Below are 23,042 nucleotides of genomic sequence, written 5' to 3'. Positions count from 1 at the left end.
CAGCGACGCCATCGTCACCAACCAGGTCCGAGACCTGGCCTGGAGGATCGACCACGAGGGCGTGCGTCGGATGACTCCCGAGGGACTGTACGGCCGTCGCAAGATGACTGCGCTCGTGCAGCGCGCCAGCCCGGGCACCTCGCCTGGATCGGTGGACCGGGCGATGAGGACCCTGTCCCTGCAAGGGGTTCGACGCTCCAAGGGGATCCGGACCACGATTCCCGGCAAGGACGGCAAGAGAGCTGGCGACCTGCTCGACCGCAACTTCACGGCCGAGGCCCCGAACCGAACCTGGGTCATGGACTTCACCTATGTCAGGACCTGGGCCGGGTTCGTCTACGTCGCGTTCATCCTCGACGTCTTCGCCCAGAAGATCATCGCCTGGAACATCGGCTCGACCAAGGCCGTCGAGCTGGTCGACGTCCCGCTGCGGATGGCGCTGTGGCAGCGTGGCCGCGAAGGCCACCCGATCGTGCCCGGCGAGCTGATCGGTCACGCGGACGCCGGCAGCCAGTACACGTCGATCGCGTTCACCGACCACCTCACCGACGAGGGCATCCTGCCCTCGATCGGGACGGTGGCTGATGCGTATGACAACGCGCTGATGGAGTGCGTGATCGGCCTGTTCAAGACCGAGTGCATCCGCACCACGGTCTTCCACGCCGGCCCCTACCGGACCATCGCCGACGTCGAGTACGCCACCGCCGGATGGGTCGACTGGTACAACACCAGGCGCTTGCACGGGTCGCTTGGCATGATGACACCAACAGAGTTCGAGCAAGCCCACTACGCGACTCTCAACCGAGAGCCGCAACCCGTATAGGAGCGGCAGCGAACCTGGGGCGGTTCAAGTCGCTATCGCGGCCCGCCGGAGCTTCACCACCTCCCATTGAGTCACCGCTTCCTTAAGGAAGCAAGAGGTCTGCTCGTCGCGTCTGCTGGAAAGCTCTATCGAGACGGAGTGGAGCACGTACCGTGTGGAACGTTTGGGAGGCGAAGCGGCCGGTCGATTGTTAGGACGCGCCTTCGAGAGGGTCGTGCGGCAGGCCGTTGGCGTCCTCCCAATCCCAGAGGGCTCGCGAATACCCAGACCGGAACGGAGCGGGCGTGGGGTTCAGTTGCAGCCATCGCCGTGCGGAGTCGGCACCTTTGGTCAAGCAGATCGTGCGTCCGCGTTCGTAGCCATTGAAGTACTCGGTCTCGGCGTACCTTGGATCAGAGGGGGTCACCATGGATCTATTCGAACATTTGTTCGAGTGATTGCGCAAGCTGGATCTGGATCGTCCACGAGGCTCGTGGCCTCTGTGGCGGTTGGTGCCGTGGATCTCAGGATGACTTGATCGGTGGGCGAAATGTGGGCGGGCAGGTGCTCCGAAATCTCCCGAGCTGGATCGAGGTAACTGGTAAGATGACGAGCGATCGTTGTCATTCAGGCCGAGAGCTCTTTGGTCTGACCTGCGGGTTTCGCGTCGTTGGTTCGCCTTCGGGCAGGGGTGCACGGTAGGGATCGCTCTGATGGATTGCTCGGCACATAATGAAAAGGTCGTCGGTTCGATTCCGACAGGCGGCTCCATTAGCCTAGGCGTGTGTCGGCTATCGATGTGAACCAGGAGCGCCTGCGCGATGTGTGCGAGCGCTATGGTGTCGCGTCCCTTGAGCTGTTCGGCTCGATCGCCCGCGATGAGAGCAACGAGGATAGCGATGTCGACCTGCTGTACGTCTTGAAGCCCGGAGTTCGGCTGGGATTCAGGCTTTTCGAGCTGGAAGACGAACTCGCGGTGATCTTCGGCCGGCCGGTCGACCTCGTCGCGCGCACCGCGATCAACAAGTACATCCGCGCGCAGGTGCTCGCCGACGCGCAGCCCCTCTATGCGGCGTGAACTCCTGTTGGTGCGCGAGATGCGCGACGCCGCGGTGATGATTCGCGACCTGGTGGGAGAGCGCGAGGTCGAGGAGATTCAGGAGGAGAATCTTCGGCGCGCCGCCCTCTTGTGGCACTTCACGGTTCTCGGTGAGGCGGCCAGCCAGGTGCCCAGTGAGCTCCGAGCCTCTCACCCCCACATCGCCTGGCGTGCTGCAGCCCGTCTGCGCAACCGGATCGTCCACGGCTATTGGGATATCGACGTGGCCACCTTGGTCGCCACCTCCGCCGACGATCTCCCACAGATGGTCGATGACCTCGAGAATTTGATCGAGGCCCTCGGGTCGGTAGGAGATTCCGACCCTCCAGCTTGAACGGGCTGCCGCCGGTGCCTGCGCCGGTCAGCTCGCGTCGTACCGCTCGCGTGCTGACAGCACCGCGGGCGCGTTCTCGCGGGCCCACGCCTCGACACTGAGCAGCACCGGGCGCAGTGTTCGGCCGAGGTCGGTGAGCTCGTAGACGACACGAGGGGGCACCTCGGCATATGCCTTCCTGGTCACGAGGCCATCGCGTTCGAGCGCCTTGAGGGTGTGAGACAGCATCTTCGGTGAGATTCCGCCGACACTCGCCGCGATCTCGCCGTACCGGGCCGGGCCGTCCGAGAGCACGCCGGTCACGAGAATGGTCCAGCGATCGCCCACCCGGTCGACCAACTGCCTACTGGGACAGTCGGGGTGATACGGATCGAAGTCCGGCTCCTCGCTCACGGCGTCCTCTCGAATCATCGAGCTCTCAGTATGCGACGCTGAAGCGTGCCCGGCGGTGCCGGGGGTTCTCGATCTCGTCGACATAGGCGATCGCGTAATCGGCACCGGAGATGCTCGAATCGCCGTTCGCATCGGTGAGAAGCACGTCGCCGCCGATGCGGAACTCGCCGGTTCGCTCGCCGGGGTTCCACGAACCGAAGCTCGCGGCCGGGCTGACGTAGAACCAGTCCAGGTCGTCATCGGTCTCGCGCAGGGCATCGAGGATCGCCCCGTGCTCGGTGGCCTCGGTGCGGTAGTCGGCCGGGAAATCGGGCGTATCGAAGAGGCGCGGTCCGCCCTCGCTGACATCGAGGGATCCGGCCCCGCCGACGAAGCTCAGTCGCGCGTTCTCGGCGATCGCTGTCTCGATCAGAGTCGGCAGCGCGTCGATGAGCCGTGAGCCGTTCTCCTCCAGCGCGCGAGCCGGGAGGGCCACGACGATCTCGTCGACACCGCGCGCGGCATCGCGCACGAGGTCGGCATCGAAGATCGAGCCGGCACGGGCGGTGACGCCATCATCCACCGACGACACATCGCGGGCGACTCCCGTGACGTCATGGCCGCGGCTGAGCAGCTCAGCGGTGATGTGCCGGCCGGCGTAACCCGTGACGCCGAAGACGAGGACGTGTGCCATGAAAAGATCCTAACTATGAAGGAGATACTTACTATCAAAAGTATAGTGAAAGGACACAAGCTTCCGCCGCCAGCCTCTACGAGGTGGTCGCGGACTCGAGAGGGATGCGAAGAGATCGCTCCGTTGAGCGCGTGCTCGATTCCCGCAGTAGGTTGCGAGGGTGGAACCACAGGTGGGAACGCTCCGTGTCCGATACGACTTCGACGGTGCCGTGGCCGGCAGTGAGCAAGGTGACTGGATCGAGCCCGAGGACGCACTCGCATGGGTCGAACTGCAGAAGTTCGATCACGCCGAGCTCTTCGAGCGCTGGGAGATCTGGCGCTTCGACGGACAGGACTGGGTCTTCGACCGCGGTGTCGACGACACACCGCCCGCGTCCTGACGCGATGGTCGTGACCCACCTCTGAACCAGTAGCGTGAGCGGGTGGATTCTCCCTTCCGCCGCTGCACCGAGGACGAGATCGTCCAAGCCGCCGCGGCCCTTGCCGCCGCCTTCGACGACTATCCCTGGACCCGCTGGACCGTGCCGAAGGACGAGTATCCACGGCGGCTCGAGGAGCTCCAGGCGATCTATCTCGCCCACGCCGTCGATCACGGGCTCGTCCTCGTCGACGAAGGCGTGCGCGCCGTGATCGCCTTCGTCCCTCCCAGTGCTCCGGAGCCCGGAAGCGCGGCGCTGGGGCGTATCGTCGCGCTGCACGGCGACCGTCTCGACGCTGTCGCGGGTGCTGCCACCCCCTCGCCGCCGACGGGAGCGTGGGAGCTCGCCACATTGGGCGTTCATCCGGACCACCGCGGCGAGGGGCTCGGGTCGCGGATCACCACCGCCGGACTGGACGTGGTCGCGGAACTCGATCCGGGCGCGTCGGTCGCGCTGGAGACCTCCGATGAGCGCAACGTGCGACTCTACGAGCGTCTCGGCTTCCGTCTCACGGCCACGACTCCTATCGATCGGGGGCCGACGGTGTACTCGATGCTGCGTGCCGCCGCCGACGCGCACTGAGTGGTCCCGTCCCGAGAGGCGGGACCACTCTGCCGTGCGTGACGGCGGTGCGGCCCCGCGAACACTGGTAGGTGGGAGTGACCGTGGCGCGGGGCCGCGGCGATCTGGTACCCCCTACCCGGCAGGGTGAAACGTGCCCGGGTCAGGCGAGTCCGGCCTGGCGCCGCCGCGACCGGCCGATGATCCACAGGATGATGCCGACGACGAGGAGGGCCACCCCGCCGAGGCCGCCGAACACGGCGAGCAGGATGCCCCCGACACCCGCGAAGATCCCACCGATCGACAGCGGCGGTGCCACCAGCACGTCGCCGCCCGTGCAGCTCAGGCGGTAGTCGCCCGCCGTCGTCGTGCGGAAGGAGTCGAAGCTCCGCCAGGTGTCACCGTGCACGGTGACGCTGCTGGACTGGCTGGTGCCGCGTGCCGGCGGCTCGCCGTCGGGAGTCTGCATGGTGCACGAGGGAGTGGCGTCGCCCTGGCGGCGGTACAGCTGCAGGTCCTCGTCGGCCTCCAGCGTGATCTGGCCGGCCCCGGAGATCACTTCGCCGTCGCCGACCTTGGAGACACTGCCGCCGATCCCGATCACGCCCAGGGCGATGCCCCCGCCGACGCACACCACCGCCGTCAACGCGCCCACGATCGTCAAGACGATCCCGGTGATGCGGAAACCCCGTCCGGGGTCGGTCGGCGGCGGTGTCGACATGAACTCGGCTCCTTCGATCGGCTGACACTCCATCATGGCGCATCGGGCTCCGATGCGGACAGAGGCGATGCCCCGACCCTCCCTCCGGGCCGGGGCATCGCCTCTGCCGGTCAGCGGCGCGCGGCGCTGCCGAGCACGCCCTGAGCCTCGATCTCCACGGTGAGAACCGGGTCGACGAGCGCGCTGACCTCGACGAGCGTCGAACACGGGAAGTCACCGGAGAAGAACTCCGCACGTGCTCTGCCGACCTCGGCCTTCTCGCCGATATCGGTCAGATAGATCCGCAGGGTCACAAGATCGTCCATGACCCCGCCGGCCGCCTCCACCAGATGCCGGATCTTGATGAAGGTCTGTCGGGCCTGGTCATAGGTGGAACCGTCGCCGAGCACCCCACCCGAGCCGTCACCGGCATGCAGTCCGGAGAGGAACAGCTGGCCGCCGACCAGCCGGGCATTGCTGAACATGTCAGGCCGGGGCGGCTCGGCCACCTCGGGTGAGTTGATCGCCGTCATGCTCGCTCCCGCCCGTCTGTCGCCCGGCGCGCGATGGACTCGCGCGTGAGCCGCTCGCGCACCGGCACGAAGTCGTAGGTCGCGTAGACCTCGGTCGAGAAGGTGCCCCACGCGCGCCGCTCGAGCTCCACATTGACGGCATTGAGCCGGCCCGAGGGCAGCCGCAGCGTCACGATCTGGCCGAGACCGACCGCGACCACCCACGAGACGATCTCGACACCCTCGGGCGGGAAACCGGTCCACCACTCGCGTTCGTCCAACTGGCGCTGGAACTCCTCGAGGTGACGGGACTGGTCGTGCCGGAGGACGACGGTGAGCATCAGCTCACCGTCGTCATTCCCCTCCAGATCGCCGCGCTCGCTCATGCCTCGCCGGCGATGCGCTTCGCCTGCTCACGGGCAGCGGCCTGGAACATGCGCCGGATCCGCGCGACTCCGAGATCGTGCTGGTAGAGGTGCTCGCCCTGATCGGCGTCGACGGCGAAGTTCTCCAGCATCATCCGGTCCTGCTCCAGGACCTCCCAGTGCTTCTCCTCGAGCGTGGTCTTGTACAGGAAGCGCCACACCTCGGCCTCCCAACCGGTCACCTCCCGTGTGCGCCAGTGGAACACCGCCGTGACGTTCTCGGTGATCGGCGTGGGGATGCCGACGATGCCGAAGGGCCCGCCGGGGCCGGCGTCCGGGCCGTACGGGATCTCCAGGTCGACATAGGAGAGGCCGTTCTGCTCGACGTACTCGACCCAGTCGAAGTTCTGGCCGCGTTGGTCGGTCTTCTCGAAGAAGAACCCGCGATCGGTCTCGCGGATGCGGAACCGGGCGGTCGTGTCGCCGCGGTACATCGAGTGCGAGTCCGCGTGCAGGAACGCCCCGTGCATCGGGTCGAGCACATTGTCGAGGTAGTAGCGCCAGGGGGCCTTCCACTCGACATAGTTGAGGAAGTGCGTGTGCTCGTCGGAGGCGAGGCGGTCGGGCAGCTTCAGCTCGGGCGCCTTGCTGTCCGGAGTCGCCGGGAACCAGGCGAAGATCGCGCCGGCGCCCTCAGCGACCTCGAGGCTCAGCGTGGCCTGCTTGCCCTCCAACGCGCACCCCGGCATGCCGGGCACCTTGACGACGGTGCCGGTCGGATCGACCTCGACCCCGTGGTACTGGCAGCGCACCCGGTCGCCCAGGTGCTGCCCGATGGACAGCGGGGCGTTGCGGTGCGGGCAGCGATCGGCGAGCACCGAGACGCGTCCCCCGGCATCGCGGAACACGAGCCAGTCCTTGCCCAGCCGGGTCACCTTCTGCATCTCGCCGGGCTTCACGAGCCGCGACGGCAGCACCGGGTACCAGTGGTCGCGGAGGCCGGTCGCCTGCAGTTCCTCGACGGTGAGGGGTCCGGAGTTCTTGCCCGCGGAGTTGACGCGCGGCGCGGTGGTCAGGGTGCTCATGTCATTCTCCCAGTCGTCGCATCTCGGCACGGAAGGTCTCTTCGGTCCACGCGCTGCCGTCCGGCGCGGTGGAACCACGTTCGTTGAGGGCCTCGACGAGCGCCGGAAGCGTCTCGTGGCCTTCGGCGAAGATCGCGTGGATGAGTCCGGCGAGCTTCGTCTCATAGGGCGTCGGCGGCTCGTCCCGGGTCTGCATCGGTTCGAGGTACAGCGGTGTTTCCATGATTCCTCCGGTGGTGATCAAGCGGGGGTAGCGGGAGCCGAAGAGACAGTGACCGCGTCGCTGTCCAGCGATCGCAGGCCCTCGACGATGGAGATGAACGAGTTCGACCACGCGCTGAACGACGCCGGCCGCGAGTCGTGTGCGGGTAGTTCGACGTGGTCGATGACGACGAAGACGCCATTGGGGATCTGTCCGGCGAGGGTCTGGGACTCCTCGAGTCCGCTGGTGCCGTCCGGGCAGGCGGCGACCACGAGGGCAGGCACGGTCACGGACGGCAGATCGTCGGTGACATCGCCGAGGTCGTTCGCCGGGCTGCAGTCGGCGAGCACGAGTGACTTGACGAGATCGGGACGGGTGACCGCGAGCCGTACGGCCACGGCCCCGTCGGGGCCGCTGGCCACGACGTGCACGGGGGAGCCGAACTCCTCGACCGTCGATGCGGCCGCGGACGTGCGCTGGTCGAGGTCCTGGCCGGCCTCAAAGCTCACCGTGAGGTGCGTGTGCTCCTCCAGGCTCGGCCGGGACCAGCTCTCGTGGCTGTGCAGGGTCAGCACGGCGGCCTCGGGCGAATCGATCGCGCCGACGCCGTGGGGGCTGACGGGGGTCTCAGTCACGGTCTTCCTCCTTGCTGCGGGGCTCTGCGGTGGGGCGCTCGGGGACGTGCACCGGCGGTACGAAGGGGGCCGGCGTCGGCGACAGCGCGGTCACGTCGACCTCGATCACCATCGGGGCGCGCAGGTCGACGGCCTTGTGGAGCGCGCTGCGGAACTCGTCCGCGTCGCGGGCCAGCGCGTAGGGCAGCGCGAGGGCGGAGGCGAGGTCGCCGAAGTCGGGGGTGAAGAGGTCGACACCGTGGCGTTCGCCGGAGTGCGCCTCCTGCAGATTGCGCAGCACCCCGTAGCCGCCGTCGTTGAAGATGACGAGCACGCACCAGGGCGCCTCGCCGGCGAGCGTCGCCATCTCGCCGAGGTGGACGACGAGACCGCCGTCGCCGGCCATGATCAGGGTCGGCACGTCCGGTCGGCCGACCGCCGCCCCGATGCCCATCGCCAGCCCTTGGCCGATGCCCCCGCCGAGCGGGAAGATGTTCGACCGCGGGTCGACGATCGGCAGCAGCCGGTTGCCCCAGGAGCTGGACGGGATGGTCACATCGCGGGCGATGATGGATCCGGTCGGGAGGACCTCGTCGATCGCGGCGCAGATGTCGCCATAGGCGCCGATGTTCTCGGTCATCACCGTGCGGACCTTCTCGCGCGTGGCGGTGACGCGATCGGTCCACCCCGCCTCGGCCCCGGCATCGTCGCCGAGCGCCGCGAGTAGCCGGGGGACGATCTCAGCCGCGTCCCCGACGAGGCCGACCTCGGCGGGGTACACCCGGCCGATGGCCGCCGCGTCGACATCGATCGCGATCTGGGTCTGAGGGAGCGGCAGGTGATAGGAGCGCGTCTCATTGGACCGGAAGTGCGTGCCGATGCTCAGTAGCAGGTCGGCATCGCCGATGAGCTCGTCGAGGCCCGGGTTCGAGGCAAAGTTGCCGAGCACGAGGGAGTGGTCCTCCGGAACGCTGCCGCGTCCCGCGTTGCTGGTGAGCAGGCCCGCCCCGACCCGCTCGATGAGCTCGCGCAGCGGAGCACCGATCGTGCGTGCGCCGCCTCCGGCCCACAGCAGCGGGCGTCGGGCGGAGCGCAGCAGGGCTGCCGCGGCCTCGATCTCGTCGTCCTCGGGGCTGCGCGGCTCGCCGATGACGGGTGAGGCCGCGACCTGGCGCTCGGGCTCCCCGAGATACTGCAGGTCGATCGGCCACTCGATGCTCGCCGGCGCATGGGGCAGGGTCTGTAGATCCGCGATGGCGTCCTCGAGCACCCGCTCGGCGTCGTCGACGTGCTCGACCGTGCGGGCGAAGCGCGAGATCGACTCCAGCATCTGCAGCTGACGGGGCACCTCGTGGATCACCCCGCGGCCGGAGCCGAGATGCTCGCTGTCGATCTGACCGGTGATGTGCAGGACGCGGCTGCCGGCGGAGAGTGCCTCGAGCATCGAGCCGGCGGCGTTGCCGGCGCCGGTGCCGGTGCTGGTGATCGCCACGCCGAAGCGGCCGGTCGCCCGGGCGTACCCGTCGGCCGCGTTGACCGCGGCGGCCTCGTGCCGGACCGGCACGAAGCGCAGCTCGCGATCGACGGCCTCGACCAGCGGGAGATTGTGGATGCTGACGACGCCGAAGGCGACCTCGACACCATGCCGGCGCATGACGTCGACGAGGATGTCGCCGCCGGTGGGCTGCTGAGGATCGGACATGGGTTCTCCTGGGGGTCAGACGTAGCGGGCGACGCCGCCGCCGACGTCGATACAGGCGCCGGTGGTGTAGCCGGACAGGGGGGACAGCAGCGAGACGATCGGGAAGGCGACCTCCTCGGCGGTGCCGAGCCGGCCGAGGACGATGCCCCGGTCGGCCGCGAGCCGGCCGGTCCACTCGGCGTAGTCGAGGTCGCTGCCGGAGGACTCGTACCGCCGGGTCCACTGGCCGGTGTCGACGAGGCCGAGCAGCACGGAGTTGACGCGGATGCCGTCGGCGCCGAGGGAGTGGCTGAGCGTCTGCGTGAGGTTCAGCAGTCCAGCGCGCGCCGCGGAGGTGATCGCCAGCTTCGCCTCGGGCTGGCGGGCGAGGATCGCGTTGACCGCCACGACCGAGGCGACCTCGGAGGCCGCGAGATGCTTCGCCGCAGCCCGGACGATGTTGAGGACGCCGAACAGCTTCAGCTCGAACTCCTCGCGGATCTGGTCATCGGTGGTCTCGTCGATCGTCGCCATGAGCGAGCGCCCGGCATTGCAGACGACACCGTCGATGCCGCCGAAGGCCTGGACGGCGGAGTCGACGAAGGAGCCCATCGCGGCGGCATCGGTGACATCCGCGGAAACCGCGTGGATCCGGCCCGGAGCCTCGGTGTCGGCCTGGGCGGCGCGCAGGGTCGCGTCGAGGCGCTCGGCGTCCCGTGCGCAGGCGGCGACATTCGCGCCCTCGGCGAGCAGCATCCGGGCGGTGGCCAGCCCGACGCCCGAGCTGGCACCGGTCACCAGGACGGTGCGGTCGCGCAGTCGCAGATCCATCGCATTCCCTTTCAGTCGAAGATCGAGGTCAGTGCATGACGAAGCCACCGTCGACGACGAGCGTCTGGCCGGTGACGTAGCGGGCATCGTCGGACAGCAGGAAGGCCACGGCCCCGGACATGTCCTCCGGGGTCTGGTCGCGGTCGAGCGCACGGCCCGTGCGGTACAGGTCGTAGCGCTCGTCGGGCACGGTCTCGGTCGCCTCGACGCGGGTCAGCCCGGGGGCGACCGCGTTGACGCGCACCTCGTCGGGCCCGGCATCGCGGGCCATCGCCCGGGTCATGGAGATGATCGCTCCCTTGGAGGCGATGTAGTGCGCGAGGCGCGGGGAGCCGTAGAGCGCGGCATCCGAGGCGAGGTTGACGATCGCTCCGCGATGCTGCGCGATCTGCGAGTAGAGGGCGCGAGACACCAGCCAGGTGCCGCGGACGTTCACGTCGAGAACGCGACTGAAGGCGTCCTCGGGGATCTGGTGGAAGGGCAGGCCGCCGACGCCATCGGCGAGCGCGGCGTTGTTGACCAGGCCGTGCGCGCCGCCGAGGGCGCGGACGGCCTCGCCCAGTGCGGAGACCGAGTCCGCATCGGCGACATCGGTGTCGACCCGGTGCGCCTCGATGCCGAGGCCGGCCAGATGCGCGAGCCCCTGCTCGGCGACCTCGCTGCGCAGCTCGGCCACCACGATACGGGCGCCGTCGCGGCCGAGGCGTTCGGCGATCGCCAGGCCGAGGCCGCGCCCGGCGCCGGTGACCACGTACAGCGGAGTCTCGCTCATCGGCTCATCCCCTCGGCGACGGGAAGGTCGGACAGGAAGGCCAGCAGCTCGGCGGTGACCTCGGCGGGCCTTTCCTGGGAGGCGGCATGGCCGGCGCCGGCGATCTCGGCGTACCGGGCTCCCTGGATCTCGCGGGCGAGCAGCCGGGACTCGTCGACACCGGTGACGCGGTCCTCGTCGCCGACCACCACGAGCGTGGGTACGCGGAGCGTCGGCAGCAGCGGACCGGTGTCGCTCTGGGCCATCATCTCGGCGGCGCCACGGTAGCCGGGCACGCGGACGCTTCCCATGTGGTCGGTGACCTCGGCCGCGATCGCCGGGTCGGCGCCGTCGGCGAGCAGCCGGGGGGCGCGGCGCGCCGCGAAGTCGGGTCCGCCGAGCTCGATCAGCTCGTCGACCCGCGCTCGCATCCCGGCGGCCTTCTCCTCGGTGGTCCCGGAGCCCCGGGTGCTGTCAATGAGGGTGAGGGAGGCGACCCGCTCGGAGGCGCGCGCCGCGACGTGGGTCGCGATCACCCCACCCCAGGAGACGCCGACGAGGTGAGCCTCGGCCGCACCCATCTCGTCCAGGAGCCGGAGAACGGCGTCGACATAGGTGCCCGGAGCATCGTCCCCGGGCATGTCGGCACCGGGGTCGGGGGATGCGCCGTAGCCGGGAGCATCCCAGGCGACGGTGTTCCAGCCCGCCTCGGCGAGCAGCTCGCCCATCGCCGAGAACGCGTCGGCGCGGCCGCCGATGCCGTGCAGGAGGAGGATCGGGGTCGTCCGGGGAGAAGAGGAACCCGAGGGGGCCCAGGTACGCACGGCGACATCGGTGGGCTGGGGGCCGGTCACAGCACGGTCTCCTTCCGCCCGGCGAGGTCGCGGATCGCACGCAGCACGCTGAGCGGGACCAGACCGGAGGTCGCCGGATTCTCCGGAGACGGCCGGTTCGCGATCTGGAAGCGATAGGTGCCGGTGGTCGACTCGACGGTGATCTCGTGGGTCGTCACGGTACATGTGGGGTCGGCGAAGACCGCTGCCTCGACGAGCGAGCGGGAGCCCGCGGCTGCCGCCACAGCCATCGCGACATTCGCGGAGGCCGGGAAGGCGCCGGCGATGTGCTGGGGGCTTCCCCGCAGCACCTCCACACGGCTGACGGCGTCGAGCAGCTCGGCGCGCTGGCCTTGGGACATCCAGTCCTGGATCAGCGTCCGGGGCTTCTTGGTGGTCTCGATACGGGCGTACTGCAGTGTGCCTGCATCTGCGACGGCCCGGAGCACGTCGAGTCCCCCGATCGCCCCGGTCGACAGGTAGAGCCGGCCGGGCCCGGCAGAGAGCCGGTCGTGCAGGTCCTCATCGCCGAGTGCGCCGATGGAGAGTACGAGCAGGTCCACCCCGGCGGCGATGACCGAGGTCCCGAGGGAGGCCACGGCCGGCTGCCCGGCCGCCTCGACGACCAGATCGGCCTCGCCCAGCCAGGTATCGCCCTCAATGGGCTCGCCATCGGGCCGAGTCGCGCCGCGGCGGTCGACGATCGCGGTCAGCTGGGCCCCTTGGACATGTCCGGACGCGAGCGCCTCGCGCACCGGCGCCCCGATCGCCCCCTTGCCCAGCACGACGACCCGCAGGTCGCCCTCGCGGGGACGAGGCGCGGTTGGCACGGGAACGGCTACGGCTTCGCTCATCGTCGTGCTCGCTCAGGCGGTGGTCGAGAGGCGGGCGAGGTGGCCCGAGTCGGGGATGCCGGCCATGTGACGGCGGATCTTCTCGGTCGGGGGACCGGCGGTGCCCCACTGATCGGACAGCTCGGGGGTTCGCTTCCACACGCGGCAGAGCCAGCTGTCCTCGTCGATCTGCGCGACCTCGGAGGTGTACTCGCACACCAGCCCGGCCGGATCGGTGAAGTAGGAGAAGGTGTTGTCGCCGGGTCCGTGGCGACCCGGCCCCCACTCGGGGCTGACACCGGTCTGCTTGAGCTTGCCGATGCCGCGCATGAAGTGGTCGACGGTCGGCATCTCGTAGGCGACGTGGTTGACCGAGGTCCACGGGGCCTGGTTGAAGGCGATGACGTGGTGGTCGCTATTGCAGCGCAGGAAGGCCATCTGGTGCTCGGACCAGTCCGAGATCCGCATGCCCAGCACCTCGGTGTAGAAGGCACAGGCGGCGTCGATGTCGACGGTGTTGAGCACGACGTGGGCGATCTTGCGGGGGATCGCCTCGCGACCGTTGGCGTCCTGAGCGGTGACCGCGTAACGGTCGGCGCTGAGCTCGATGAGGCGTCCCTCGGGGTCGACGAACTGCACGCCGTAGCCGCCCGCGGCATCGTCGAGCGGGCCGGGCTCGTGGATGATCGGCACGCCGAGGGCCTCCAGCGCGCGGGCAGCGTCGTCGACCTCCCGGCGCGTGGCGACGGCGAAGACGATGCGGCCGAGGGCGTTCTCCTCATGGTGGCCGAGGTGCAGGATGTGGTGCTCCTCGCCGGTGCCGCGCAGCCAGGCGACGTCATCGCCCTGGTCGACGGCGCTGAGTCCCCATGAGCCGGTGTAGAAGTCGATCGCCGCCTGGGGATCGGGCACGAGCAGCGAGACCGAGCGCAGCGAGCGCACGGTGGCGACGGGAGGTCCGGGGTTGACGATCACGGAATCGGTCACGGTGGGCTCCAAAGGGGTCGAAGGATCAGGAGACGTCGAGGGTGAGCTCGGGGGTGAGCGCACGCGAGACGCACACGAACATCGTCGTCTGCGCGCTCTTCTCGTCCTCGGTGAGCAGGAAGTCGCGGTGGTCGACGGTGCCGGCGATCACGCCGGTCTCGCAGGTGCCGCAGATGCCCTCCGTGCAGGAGCTCGGCATCGGGACCCCGGCGGCCTCCAGCGCGGCGAGCGCGGTGGTGTCGACCGGCACGTGGATGCGGCGGCCGGAGCCGGCGCAGACGATGTCGAAGGGCTGATCCCCGCCCTCGGGCGGGGCGATGGGCTCGGGCGCCTTGAAGCGCTCGAGGCGCAGGCGGCCCGGATCGGCCAGCTGCTCCTCGACGGCGGCGAGCAGCGGCTCGGGGCCGCAGACATAGACGAGGGTGCGGCCGTCGACATCGGCGAGGGTCGCCGCCAGATCGGGCGGGCCGCCGGCCTCGTCGTCGGCATGCAGCTCCACCTTGCCCGCGCCGATCCGATCCAATTCGGCGAGGAAGGCCATGGTGGTGACCCAGCGGCCGGCGTAGAGCATGCGCCAGTCGGCGCCGCGGCTCTCCAGCTCGCGGGCCATCGCGAGGATCGGGGTGATGCCGATGCCACCCGCGATGAGCAGGTAGCGCTCGGCGTCCTCGAGGCCGAAGTTGTTGCGGGGCCCGTCGACGGTGATCAGGTCGCCGACGCGCAGCTGCGTGTGCACATAGGCACTGCCGCCGCGTGAGCTCGGCTCCCGCAGGACCGCGACGGTCCAGCCGTCGCGGTCCTGCGGATCGGAGCAGAGAGAGAACTCCCGGACGAGACCCCCGGGGAGATGCAGCGCGAGGTGAGCGCCGGGCTGCCAGGAGGGCAGTTCCTCTCCTGACGGGTCGCAGAGCCGGACGCTCAGGACGCCGTCGGCCTCCCAGCGCATCTGGCTGACGCGCAGCTCGCGTGAATCATTCCTGGTGTCCATCGCAGGTGTGCCTCCCTGTGGTGGTGAATCGGGTCAGTCGCGCGTGACGCCGTACATCTCCGACGTCTTGGGGTAGGTCGGCAGCTGGGGCTTCTGGGTGCCGATGATGACGCAGAAGAGCGCGTCCTCGGTGCCCGGATTGCGCAGGCTGCGCGGCACGCCGGCCGGCACGACGATGAGGTCGCGGTAGCCGAGCACGCGGGTGGCGGTCTTGGTGCCGTCCTCGACATCGTGGACGGTGACCTCGACCTCGCCCTCGAGGACGAAGAAGGCCTCCTCGACGTCATTGTGCGTGTGCTCGGGGCCGACCGCGCCGGAGGGGAGCCGCATGTTGGAGAAGGTGAAGCCCTTCGAGGGGATGATGTTGTCATCGCCCTCGTGGTTGCCCGTCGCGCCGGAGCCGACGTAGCGGATCTGGGCGCGGCGGAAGCGATCGCCGCCCTTCTGGGCCTGGAAGCCGAGCGTGTCCCAGTCCTCGTTGCGGGTCTCACGCGAGGCAATGCAGGAATCGATCAGCTGCTCGAGCTCGGGGTTGGCGTCGACATTCGCATCGGTGGTGGTCATCGGGTGACTCCTTCAAGCTGTTGTTTCAGAGCTAAGATATTTAGTACTATGAGGCGTGTCACGCTGCGCGTCAAGGCGTGATCGCTGAGAAAAGCGATATCCGAGCACGCGTGAGAAGCCGATCGGCCCAGCTTCCCAGGGTTCACCGGTCCTTCAAAAATATCTTTGCCCTAAGGAGATTTTCATGACTCTATCCACGGTCGACGGCATCGGTCCGGTCACCGGGTGGTCCGATGAGATCCTCGTGGCCGGCCGGTGGCGCCGTGGCGGCGGCGACCTCATCGAGACGCGCGACCCCGCCACCGGTGCCGTCGTGCACGCCTTCCACGGCGCCGCGCTCGAGGATGTCGAGGAGGCGGTCGCGGGCGGCCACGCCGCGGCACGCGAGAGCGGCTGGCGCGATCTGCTGCCCCATGAACGGGCCCGTGTGCTGTACCGGATCGGCGATCTCATCGAGGAGCGCGCCGACGAGATCGCCCGCGTCCAGACCGCCGACACCGGCAAGACGCTCGGCGAGACCCGCGCCCTCGCGGCGAGCGCGGCCGGCACCTTCCGCTATATGGCCGCGGCCCTCGAGACCATGGAGGAGTCGGTCACCCCGCAGCGCGGCGGCAGTCTCACGATGACCGTGCACGAGCCTTATGGGGTCGTCGCGGCGATCACCCCCTGGAACTCGCCGATCGCCTCGGACGCGCAGAAGGTCGCTCCGGCACTGGCGGCGGGCAATGCGGTGGTGCTGAAGCCGCCGGTCTGGGCACCGCTCGTGTCCCTGCTGCTCGGCCGCATCTGCGAGGAGGCGGGTCTCCCGCCGGGTCTGCTGTCGGTGCTCCCCGGCTCGGGGCGCATCATCGGCAATGCCCTCGTCGCCCATCCGGGCGTCGGCAAGATCTCGTTCACCGGCGGCACCACGACCGGTCGCAGCATCGGTCGTGTCGCCGCCGACAAGGTCATGCCCGTCACGCTCGAGCTCGGCGGGAAGTCGCCGACGATCGTCTTCCCCGATGCCGACCTCGATCAAGCCGTAGCCGGCGTCGCGTACGGGATCTTCTCGTCCAGCGGGCAGAGCTGCATCGCCGGCTCTCGGGTATTCGTCCATGCCGAGGTCTACGACGAGTTCGTGCGCCGTCTGGTGGAGCGTGCCGAATCGCTGCGGGTCGGCCCGGGCACCGACCCGGCGACCGATATCGCCCCGATGGTCCACCACGACCATCGCGATCAGGTTGCGGAGATGGTGCGGCAGGCGGTCGAGGAGGGCGCGCAGGTGCTCACCGGAGCCCGTGTGCCCGAGGACGAGGTGCTGTCCGAGGGCGCCTACTATCTGCCGACGATCCTCGGCGGGGTCCGCAATGAGGACACCATCTGCCGTGAGGAGATCTTCGGCCCCGTCGCCGTGGTGCTGTCCTTCGAGGACGAGAGCGAGCTCATCGCCCAGGCCAATGACAACGACTTCGGTCTCGCCTGCGGCATCTGGACCGCCGACTACCGGCGTGCCTGGCGTATCGCGCGGGCCGTCGAGGCGGGAACGGTCTGGATCAACACCTACAAGCAGTTCAGCATCTCGACGCCGTTCTCCGGGCACAAGGAGAGCGGCCTGGGGACGGAGAAGGGCCGCGACGGCATCGCCCAGTACATGCGGCAGAAGAGCCTGTACTGGGATCTCACCGGCGAGCCCATCCCCTGGGGCCGCCACTGAGACCACACTGGCGGTGAGCCTTCGGTGGTCGAGTAGCCCAAGGGAGGACCCGGCCCTCGGTGGTCGAGCAGCGAGACCACGGTTGCGGTAGGTGGTTTCGATACGCCGCTCGTTCCTCGCGGGCTACTCAACCACCGACCCGGCCCTCGGTGGTCGAGTAGCCAAAGGCCGTCCACGGCCGACGCGTATCGAGGCCACGTTGGGTGGGGATGGTTTCGATACGGTCGCTCGCTGAGCGAGCTTCCTACTCAACCACCGAACGTGGCCCTCAGCCTTCCGTCAGCCGGCGTCGAGGTTGGGTTCGTCGCGGCGGCGTTCGGCCATCTCGAGGGAGACCTCCAGTCGCGACAGCAGCTGGGCGAGCTGACGCTGTTCGGCCCGGTTCAGTCCCGCTAGGAGGGTGTTCTGCTCGTCGAAGTGCCGCTGGAGGACGGTATCGATGAGGTCCTTGCCTTCCGCGGTCAGTTGGATGTAGACGATCCGGCGGTCGTGCGGCTCCTTGGAGCGCTCCACCAGGCCGGCGTCGACGAGTCGGTCGATGCGTTGGGTGATGCCGCCGCTGCTGACCAGGCCGATCTCGGCCAGCTGCCCGGCGGTGCGCCGGTAGTCCGGGCCGCTGCGTCGCAAGGAGGCGAGCACGTCGAAGGAGGCGGTGGTGAGGTTGAACTCGGCGAGGATCTCGCTGACGAGCGCCTGGTAACGCAGGTCGCAGCGGTGGAGGCGTCCGAGCACGCCGATGCTACCCACGTCCAGATCGGGGATCTCCCGGCTCCACTGGTCGATGATGAGGTCGACCAGGTCCGATGATCGCCTGGGGCGCGATGTCGCCATTGTCGAAATCTCCTCAGCGGTAAGGTGTCGCACCGTCCTCGGGCGCTACCCGACAGTACCTCGCGGGTGGGGTCACGTCTGTGGTTTGCCTACCCTCACAAAAGGTACTCGATCCAGTGGTAGTTGTCTCTCATTTGATGTCGGGCAGGTAAAAAAAGTCTCTTAGAGCTTGACCTCTTAGATAAAAGATGTCCACACTGGTGCGACATCAGCGACGTGATCGGGGACACACCCCGGTCCACCCCCCAGGAGTTCACGGATGCGCACACGCTGGAAGCTCGCGGCCCTCGCCGCCACCACGCCCTTGCTACTCACTGCCTGCGGGGGTGACGGCGGCGACGGAAGCGGGGACGGTGACGAGCTCACCGAGATCACCGTCGGCGTGCTGCCGCTCGCGGACTACGCCCCGGTCTACTGGGCCGAGGACCACGGCCAGTACGAGGAGCAGGGCCTGAAGGTCACCTTCGAGCCGCTGCAAGGCGGCCCGGTCGGCATCCAGCAGGTCGTGGCCGGCGAGCTGGACTTCGCCTTCTCCAATGCCATCAGCTCCACCGTGGCCAGCGCGCAGGGCGCCCCGGTCCAGACCGTCGCCCTCGTGAGCGGTCTCGGCGAGGACGAGCTCGGCGTCTTCGTCACCCCCGAGTCGCCGATCGAGGAGCTCGGGGACCTCGACGGCGCGACCGTCGGCATCAACACCACCAACAACATCGGCGACGTGACCTTCGCCCGGCACGCACAGGAGGAGGGCGTCGACGCCGAGCCCGAGTGGGTCGAGGTGCCCTTCCCCGAGATGGTCGCGGGGGTGCAGAACGGATCGATCGAGGCCGGCTACCTCCCCGAGCCCTACGCCACCGCGGCGCGACAGGCGGGTCTTCGCCAGGTGGCCAATCTCGTGCAGGGTGAGACGGTCGGCCTGCCGGTCTCGACCTTCGTCACCAGCACCCAGTTCGCGAACTCCGATGCCGACACCGTCGAGCGCTTCGCCAAGGCGCTGAACGCCGCCCGCGATGACATGGAGGGCAAGGACGACGAGTTCCGCTCCTGGTGGCCCGAGGCGACGGACGCCGACCCCGAGGCGACCGCCGAGATGCACCTTCCCGTGCTCGACGTGCAGCTCAGTGTCGAGGGCATGCAGGACATCGCCGACTTCATGGCCGAGCTGGGAATCATCGACGAGGGCTATGACGCGTCCGAGTTCACGATCGTCAACGAGGACTGACGTCCCCCGGGCCGTGCCGCGCGGGTCCCAGGCTCCGCGCGGCACGATCCACACCACCAGAGGACTGATTCGATGCAATTGATCCACGATCCGCTCACGCGGCGCACCCAGGTGGTCCTGGGCGTCGTCGGCGTGGTCGGCTTCGTCGCGGTGCTGGAGCTGGTGATCCGCACAGGGCTGCTCTCCGGCGAGGGTCTGCCCCTGCCGAGCGCCGTCGGCGGCCAGGTCGTCAACCTGCTCGGCGATGGCGAGTTCTGGACCCAGATCGGCTTCACGCTGCGGCAGTGGCTGCTCGGACTGGTGATCGCCTCGGTCGTGGGCATCATCCTCGGCGGCCTGATGGGGGCAGTGCCGACGATCTTCTCGATGTTCCTGCTGCCGGTCGAGATCCTCCGCCCGCTGCCGTCGATCGCCGTCGGGCCCCTGCTCGTCCTGATCCTGGGCGCGGGCATGTTGCCGCTCTCGCTCACGGTCGCGCTGGCGTGCATGTGGCCGATCCTCTTCAACTCCATGTACGCGGCCCGTGCGGTCGATCCGGTGGCCATCCAGACCGCCCGGACGCTGCACGTCTCGCGCGCCGGGATCCTGATGCAGATCCGCCTCCCCGCCGCGCTGCCCTTCATGTTCACGGGCATTCGCGTGGCCGCCTCGATCGGACTGATCGTCGCGGTGAGCGCCGAGCTGCTGTTCGGCTCCGGGCAGGGCATCGGCGGCTACATCCTGGTGGCCAGCACCAATGCGAGCAATCTCGACGGCGTCTACGCGGCGACCCTCGTGGCCGGTGTGCTGGGTGTGCTCGTCACCGGCGTCCTCGCCTCCATCGATCGACTGGCCTTCGGCTGGAAGGAGGGGTTGGCTCAGTGACCTCCATGACCCACGACGAATCGACGGCGATGCCGTCCACGCGTCTGCCCCATCGTCTCGGACCCCTGCTGAAGACCGCGGCCATCCGGCTGATCGTCCCGGTCCTGCTGGCCTTCCTCTGGTGGTTGGGCTCGCGCAGTGAGACCAACGGCCTGTTCATCGCGCCTCCGCTGGAGGTCGCGCAGCGGGTGATCAGCGATTTCCTGAGCACCGATCCACGCCACTTCTTCCTCGGCGATGTCGCCCGCGGCGACCTCATCCCGAGCCTGTGGCGGGCCACCCTCGGCTTCTGGCTGGCCGTGGTGGTCGGCGTGGGGCTCGGCATCGCACTCGGCCTGCAGCCGGTGCTCGCGGCGCTCTTCCAGCCGCTCGTGCACCTAGGACGCTCGCTGCCGACGCCGGCTCTCATCGGCGTCTTCTTCCTGCTGTTCGGCACCGGCGACTGGCCGAAGGTGCTGCTGATCGCCTTCGGCATCGTCTGGCCGATCCTGTTCAACACGATCGACGGCGTGCAGAGCATCGGCACCGCGCGAGCCCATGTCGCCTCGGTCTTCAAGATCTCCTCGTGGGATGTGCTGACCCGCATCGTGCTCCCCGGCGCCGCCCCCAAGATCTTCGCCGGTGTCCGGGTCGCGCTCTCGCTCTCGCTGATCCTCATGATCATCTCCGAGCTCCAGCGCTCCAAGAACGGGCTCGGCAATCTGCTCGTCGCGAACCAACGGAACTTCGACTATCCGGGCTTCTGGTCCGTGCTGGTGGCGCTGGCGCTCATCGGCATCGTCCTGAACGTCCTACTCGTCCAGATCGAACGCCGGGTCCTGGCCTGGCACAGAGGAGTGACCCTTCAGCATGACTGACCACGCCACCGAGACCCCCGCCCCCGCGGAGCTGGTACTCGACGAGATCTCGAAGACCTACGGGCAGAATCGCGCGGTCGGCAACATCAGCGCCACCATCCCGGCCGGGAAGGTGTCGGTCATCGTGGGTCCTTCGGGGGCCGGCAAGACCACGCTCCTGCGCATCATCACCGGCCTCGAGGAGGCCACGAGCGGTCGCGTGCTGTTCGACGGCGAGGTCGTCAACGGCGTGCCGGAGGGACTCGCGATGGTCTTCCAGGATTACTCGCGTTCGCTGTTCCCATGGATGCGGGTCGAGGACAATGTCGCCTTCCCGCTGCGCCGCCGGACGTCCAAGGCCGAACGCGCCCAGCGCGTCGAGGAGGCGCTCAAGGCCGTCGGCCTCGACGGCAAGGGCCGGCTGTACCCGTGGCAGATGTCCGGGGGCATGCAGCAGCGTGTCGCGATCGCCCGGGCGCTGGCCTGCCAGCCGCGGCTGCTGGTGATGGACGAGCCCTACGCCTCAGTCGACGCCCAGACCCGCGCGGAGCTGGAGGACCTGCTGCTGTCGATCCAGGCGCAGCTCGACATCACGGTGCTGGTGGTCACGCACGATATCGACGAGAGCGTCTATCTGGCGGACCGGATCATCGTGCTCTCCAAGCCGCCGAGCACCGTCGCCGAGGTGATCGACGTCGGCCTGGCGCGTCCGCGTGATCAGATCACGACCAAGGAGGAGGCCGAGTTCGTCCATGCGCGAGCACACGTACTGCGGCTGCTGCGCGGTACCGCGACGCCGGACGATGCGTCGGACGTGCGGGTGGCCTGACCAGATGAGGGAGACGAACATGGCCGAGCGCGATATCGCGATCATCGGCGGAGGCATCGGCGGTATGGCCGCGGCCATCGCGCTGGACAATGCCGGACACCGGGTCCGGGTCTTCGAGCAGGCCCCGGGGCTCGGCCGGGTGGGCGCCGACATCAACCTCACCCCGAACGCCGTCCGTGCGCTGGACGGGCTCGGTGTGGGCGAGGAGTTGCGGCGCACGGCTGCCCGGCCGACCCACCGCCTCAGCCGCACGTGGGACACCGGCGAGGTGACCTCGCGACTGGAGATGTCCGATGCGGCCGAGCGGGCCTACGGCTCCCCGCAGCTGACGATGCACCGGGCCGACCTGCTCGCGGCCTTGCAGCAGGCGCTGCCGGAGGGCTCCCTGCAGCTCGACAAGCGACTGACCTCGCTGACCGAGGATGCGGATGCTGTCGAGTTGGGCTTCGTCGACGGCACGACCCATCGGGCGGATCTCGTCGTCGGTGCGGACGGGATCCACTCGGCCGTCCGCACCGCCGTCCATGGACAGGAGCATCCGGAGTTCACCGGCGTCGTCGCCTTCCGCGCGGTCGTGCCGGCCGAGAAGCTCTCCGATCAGGCCGATCTCGGAACGTTCACCAAGTGGTGGGGGCCCGATCCGCAGACGCAGATCGTCACCTTCCCACTCAACCGGGGCGAGGACGTCTTCATCTTCGCCACCGCCCCGCAGGACAGCTGGCTCGAGGAGTCGTGGACCACGCCGGGTGACTCCGATGAGTTGCGTTCGATGTATGCGTCCTTCCATCCCGAGGCCCGGCGGCTGCTGGACGCGGTCGACGAGGTGCTGAAGTCGGCGCTCTACGTCCGCGACCCGTTGCCGCGCTGGTCGACGGATCGGGTGACCCTGCTCGGCGATGCCTGCCATCCGATGATGCCGTTCATGGCGCAGGGCGCCGGGCAGGCGATCGAGGATGCCGTGGTGCTCGCCCGTGCGCTGGCCGAGCCCGGTGAGCTCGCCGACCGTCTCCGCGCCTATGAGGAGGCGCGCCACGACCGTACGGCGACGATCCAGATCGGCTCACGCGGCAACGAATGGCTCAAGGACTCCGGCGACGGAGACTGGGTCTACGGCTACGACGCCTGGACCACCCCCCTCTCCTGACCTCCTCGCTCCCTTCCCGAGGGCGGTGAGTGGTGAACCAACCTTCGCCCGATGCGGTGGTTGATGGCGCACCTGTATCGGGTCCGTATCGATCGCGGTGAGTGCTCAACCACACTGCGATCGGGATGGTTGATGGTGCACCGTCTTGTGCCGAGGCCGGATCCCGGTGAGTGGTCAACCATCGGTCTGGGGTGCGTGGCGGGGTGCGCCGCGAGGATGGTTGATGGTGTACCGCCCCGGCGTCGTGGATCGAGGGCGGTGCGGGGTCACCCACCGGTCTTGCCACGGACGACTGTTCGAGGCGTGATGGTTGCTCATTCACCGCCCATGTGCGACCGCGCGCCGGGGCGATGCCAATGCGGTGGTCGGGCGCCTTGAGACGACGGGCCGTGAGGGA

The 23,042-nt window shown here is 68.8% G+C and carries 28 protein-coding genes; 11 read left to right on the top strand and 17 right to left on the bottom strand.

What is annotated here, in order from left to right:
- The 3 genes from FNM00_RS16425 to FNM00_RS16415 form a co-directional block, all read left to right on the top strand.
- On the top strand, nucleotides 1-823 hold an 823-nt coding region (locus FNM00_RS16425; RefSeq protein WP_185973197.1), incomplete at its 5' end, for an IS3 family transposase.
- Nucleotides 824-1,601: 778 nt separating this feature from the next.
- The gene (locus tag FNM00_RS16420; protein ID WP_246065206.1) at nucleotides 1,602-1,880 is read left to right on the top strand and encodes a nucleotidyltransferase family protein; all 279 of its coding nucleotides are present in this window, start codon (nucleotides 1,602-1,604) and stop codon (nucleotides 1,878-1,880) included.
- Nucleotides 1,870-2,235, top strand: coding sequence for a HepT-like ribonuclease domain-containing protein (locus FNM00_RS16415; protein ID WP_143914621.1), 366 nt, complete (start codon nucleotides 1,870-1,872; stop codon nucleotides 2,233-2,235). Before FNM00_RS16420 ends, FNM00_RS16415 begins: the two co-directional genes overlap by 11 nt.
- A 27-nt stretch (nucleotides 2,236-2,262) precedes the next feature.
- On the opposite strand, the gene FNM00_RS16410 is transcribed toward FNM00_RS16415, so the two are convergent.
- Both FNM00_RS16410 and FNM00_RS16405 read right to left on the bottom strand, forming a co-directional pair.
- Nucleotides 2,263-2,646, bottom strand: a complete 384-nt coding sequence (locus FNM00_RS16410) for a winged helix-turn-helix transcriptional regulator (RefSeq protein ID WP_143914620.1) — start codon at nucleotides 2,644-2,646, stop codon at nucleotides 2,263-2,265.
- Nucleotides 2,647-2,653: 7 nt separating this feature from the next.
- The gene (locus tag FNM00_RS16405; protein WP_143914619.1) at nucleotides 2,654-3,301 is read right to left on the bottom strand and encodes an NAD(P)-dependent oxidoreductase; all 648 of its coding nucleotides are present in this window, start codon (nucleotides 3,299-3,301) and stop codon (nucleotides 2,654-2,656) included.
- 160 nt (nucleotides 3,302-3,461) lie between these two features.
- Here FNM00_RS16405 and FNM00_RS16400 point away from each other — a divergent pair, with 160 nt between their 5' ends.
- Both FNM00_RS16400 and FNM00_RS16395 read left to right on the top strand, forming a co-directional pair.
- Entirely contained in the window at nucleotides 3,462-3,683 is a 222-nt protein-coding gene (locus tag FNM00_RS16400) for a hypothetical protein (protein ID WP_143914618.1), read from the top strand.
- Between the two features lie 42 nt (nucleotides 3,684-3,725).
- Nucleotides 3,726-4,304: a GNAT family N-acetyltransferase gene (locus FNM00_RS16395; RefSeq protein WP_143914617.1), complete on the top strand. Its 579-nt coding sequence runs from the start codon at nucleotides 3,726-3,728 to the stop codon at nucleotides 4,302-4,304.
- Nucleotides 4,305-4,446: 142 nt separating this feature from the next.
- Here the strand turns inward: FNM00_RS16395 and FNM00_RS16390 are convergent, their stop codons facing one another.
- The 14 genes from FNM00_RS16390 to FNM00_RS16325 all read right to left on the bottom strand — a co-directional run bounded on the left by FNM00_RS16390 (nucleotide 4,447) and on the right by FNM00_RS16325 (nucleotide 15,229).
- Nucleotides 4,447-5,004 carry a hypothetical protein gene (locus FNM00_RS16390; RefSeq protein ID WP_143914616.1) on the bottom strand — a complete coding sequence of 186 codons (558 nt, stop codon included), beginning with the start codon at nucleotides 5,002-5,004 and terminating at the stop codon, nucleotides 4,447-4,449.
- A 110-nt stretch (nucleotides 5,005-5,114) separates the two neighbouring features.
- The gene (locus tag FNM00_RS16385; protein ID WP_143914615.1) at nucleotides 5,115-5,516 is read right to left on the bottom strand and encodes a RidA family protein; all 402 of its coding nucleotides are present in this window, start codon (nucleotides 5,514-5,516) and stop codon (nucleotides 5,115-5,117) included.
- Complete coding sequence (locus tag FNM00_RS16380; RefSeq protein ID WP_205198363.1) at nucleotides 5,513-5,881, bottom strand: hypothetical protein; 369 nt, start codon at nucleotides 5,879-5,881, stop codon at nucleotides 5,513-5,515. The genes FNM00_RS16385 and FNM00_RS16380 overlap by 4 nt, the downstream gene beginning before the upstream one ends.
- Entirely contained in the window at nucleotides 5,878-6,945 is a 1,068-nt protein-coding gene (locus FNM00_RS16375; protein ID WP_143914614.1) for a Rieske 2Fe-2S domain-containing protein, read from the bottom strand. Before FNM00_RS16375 ends, FNM00_RS16380 begins: the two co-directional genes overlap by 4 nt.
- Nucleotide 6,946: 1 nt before the next feature.
- Nucleotides 6,947-7,168, bottom strand: a complete 222-nt coding sequence (locus tag FNM00_RS16370) for a recombinase-like helix-turn-helix domain-containing protein (protein ID WP_143914613.1) — start codon at nucleotides 7,166-7,168, stop codon at nucleotides 6,947-6,949.
- 17 nt (nucleotides 7,169-7,185) lie between these two features.
- Nucleotides 7,186-7,782 carry an alpha/beta fold hydrolase gene (locus tag FNM00_RS16365; protein WP_185973196.1) on the bottom strand — a complete coding sequence of 199 codons (597 nt, stop codon included), beginning with the start codon at nucleotides 7,780-7,782 and terminating at the stop codon, nucleotides 7,186-7,188.
- Complete coding sequence (locus FNM00_RS16360) at nucleotides 7,775-9,463, bottom strand: thiamine pyrophosphate-binding protein (RefSeq protein WP_143914612.1); 1,689 nt, start codon at nucleotides 9,461-9,463, stop codon at nucleotides 7,775-7,777. Before FNM00_RS16360 ends, FNM00_RS16365 begins: the two co-directional genes overlap by 8 nt.
- 15 nt (nucleotides 9,464-9,478) lie before the next feature.
- Nucleotides 9,479-10,273, bottom strand: coding sequence for an SDR family oxidoreductase (locus FNM00_RS16355; RefSeq protein ID WP_143914611.1), 795 nt, complete (start codon nucleotides 10,271-10,273; stop codon nucleotides 9,479-9,481).
- A gap of 28 nt (nucleotides 10,274-10,301) precedes the next feature.
- Nucleotides 10,302-11,045 (bottom strand): 3-oxoacyl-ACP reductase family protein, encoded by a 744-nt coding sequence (locus FNM00_RS16350; RefSeq protein WP_143914610.1) that lies wholly within the window; start codon nucleotides 11,043-11,045, stop codon nucleotides 10,302-10,304.
- Nucleotides 11,042-11,878 (bottom strand): alpha/beta fold hydrolase, encoded by an 837-nt coding sequence (locus FNM00_RS16345; RefSeq protein ID WP_221933786.1) that lies wholly within the window; start codon nucleotides 11,876-11,878, stop codon nucleotides 11,042-11,044. The genes FNM00_RS16350 and FNM00_RS16345 overlap by 4 nt, the downstream gene beginning before the upstream one ends.
- Entirely contained in the window at nucleotides 11,875-12,711 is an 837-nt protein-coding gene (locus tag FNM00_RS16340; protein ID WP_143914609.1) for an aspartate dehydrogenase domain-containing protein, read from the bottom strand. The genes FNM00_RS16345 and FNM00_RS16340 overlap by 4 nt, the downstream gene beginning before the upstream one ends.
- Nucleotides 12,712-12,723: 12 nt before the next feature.
- Entirely contained in the window at nucleotides 12,724-13,677 is a 954-nt protein-coding gene (locus FNM00_RS16335) for a VOC family protein (RefSeq protein WP_185973195.1), read from the bottom strand.
- Nucleotides 13,678-13,702: 25 nt separating this feature from the next.
- A complete protein-coding gene (locus tag FNM00_RS16330; RefSeq protein ID WP_143914608.1) occupies nucleotides 13,703-14,665 on the bottom strand; it encodes a PDR/VanB family oxidoreductase in 963 nt (320 codons plus the stop codon).
- A gap of 33 nt (nucleotides 14,666-14,698) precedes the next feature.
- Complete coding sequence (locus FNM00_RS16325) at nucleotides 14,699-15,229, bottom strand: cupin domain-containing protein (protein ID WP_143914607.1); 531 nt, start codon at nucleotides 15,227-15,229, stop codon at nucleotides 14,699-14,701.
- Between the two features lie 184 nt (nucleotides 15,230-15,413).
- Between FNM00_RS16325 and FNM00_RS16320 the strand changes: the two genes are divergently transcribed.
- Nucleotides 15,414-16,922: an aldehyde dehydrogenase gene (locus tag FNM00_RS16320; protein ID WP_143914606.1), complete on the top strand. Its 1,509-nt coding sequence runs from the start codon at nucleotides 15,414-15,416 to the stop codon at nucleotides 16,920-16,922.
- 279 nt (nucleotides 16,923-17,201) lie between these two features.
- Here FNM00_RS16320 and FNM00_RS16315 read toward each other — a convergent pair whose 3' ends face one another.
- Nucleotides 17,202-17,753: a MarR family winged helix-turn-helix transcriptional regulator gene (locus FNM00_RS16315; protein WP_143914605.1), complete on the bottom strand. Its 552-nt coding sequence runs from the start codon at nucleotides 17,751-17,753 to the stop codon at nucleotides 17,202-17,204.
- A gap of 259 nt (nucleotides 17,754-18,012) precedes the next feature.
- Between FNM00_RS16315 and FNM00_RS16310 the strand changes: the two genes are divergently transcribed.
- The 5 genes from FNM00_RS16310 to FNM00_RS16290 all read left to right on the top strand — a co-directional run bounded on the left by FNM00_RS16310 (nucleotide 18,013) and on the right by FNM00_RS16290 (nucleotide 22,645).
- Nucleotides 18,013-18,972 (top strand): ABC transporter substrate-binding protein, encoded by a 960-nt coding sequence (locus tag FNM00_RS16310; RefSeq protein ID WP_143914604.1) that lies wholly within the window; start codon nucleotides 18,013-18,015, stop codon nucleotides 18,970-18,972.
- Between the two features lie 72 nt (nucleotides 18,973-19,044).
- Nucleotides 19,045-19,836, top strand: coding sequence for an ABC transporter permease (locus FNM00_RS16305; protein ID WP_143914603.1), 792 nt, complete (start codon nucleotides 19,045-19,047; stop codon nucleotides 19,834-19,836).
- Nucleotides 19,837-19,841: 5 nt separating this feature from the next.
- Nucleotides 19,842-20,693, top strand: coding sequence for an ABC transporter permease (locus FNM00_RS16300; protein ID WP_143914626.1), 852 nt, complete (start codon nucleotides 19,842-19,844; stop codon nucleotides 20,691-20,693).
- Nucleotides 20,686-21,501, top strand: coding sequence for an ABC transporter ATP-binding protein (locus FNM00_RS16295; RefSeq protein ID WP_143914602.1), 816 nt, complete (start codon nucleotides 20,686-20,688; stop codon nucleotides 21,499-21,501). The genes FNM00_RS16300 and FNM00_RS16295 overlap by 8 nt, the downstream gene beginning before the upstream one ends.
- 4 nt (nucleotides 21,502-21,505) lie before the next feature.
- Entirely contained in the window at nucleotides 21,506-22,645 is a 1,140-nt protein-coding gene (locus tag FNM00_RS16290) for an FAD-dependent monooxygenase (RefSeq protein ID WP_221933784.1), read from the top strand.
- The last annotated feature ends 397 nt before the right edge of the window (nucleotides 22,646-23,042 follow it).

It is taken from the genome of Aeromicrobium piscarium (assembly GCF_007421815.1).
Lineage (GTDB): Bacteria > Actinomycetota > Actinomycetes > Propionibacteriales > Nocardioidaceae > Aeromicrobium > Aeromicrobium piscarium.
Note: the sequence above shows the minus strand (reverse complement) of the source record. Positions and strands in the feature narration are given on the sequence as shown.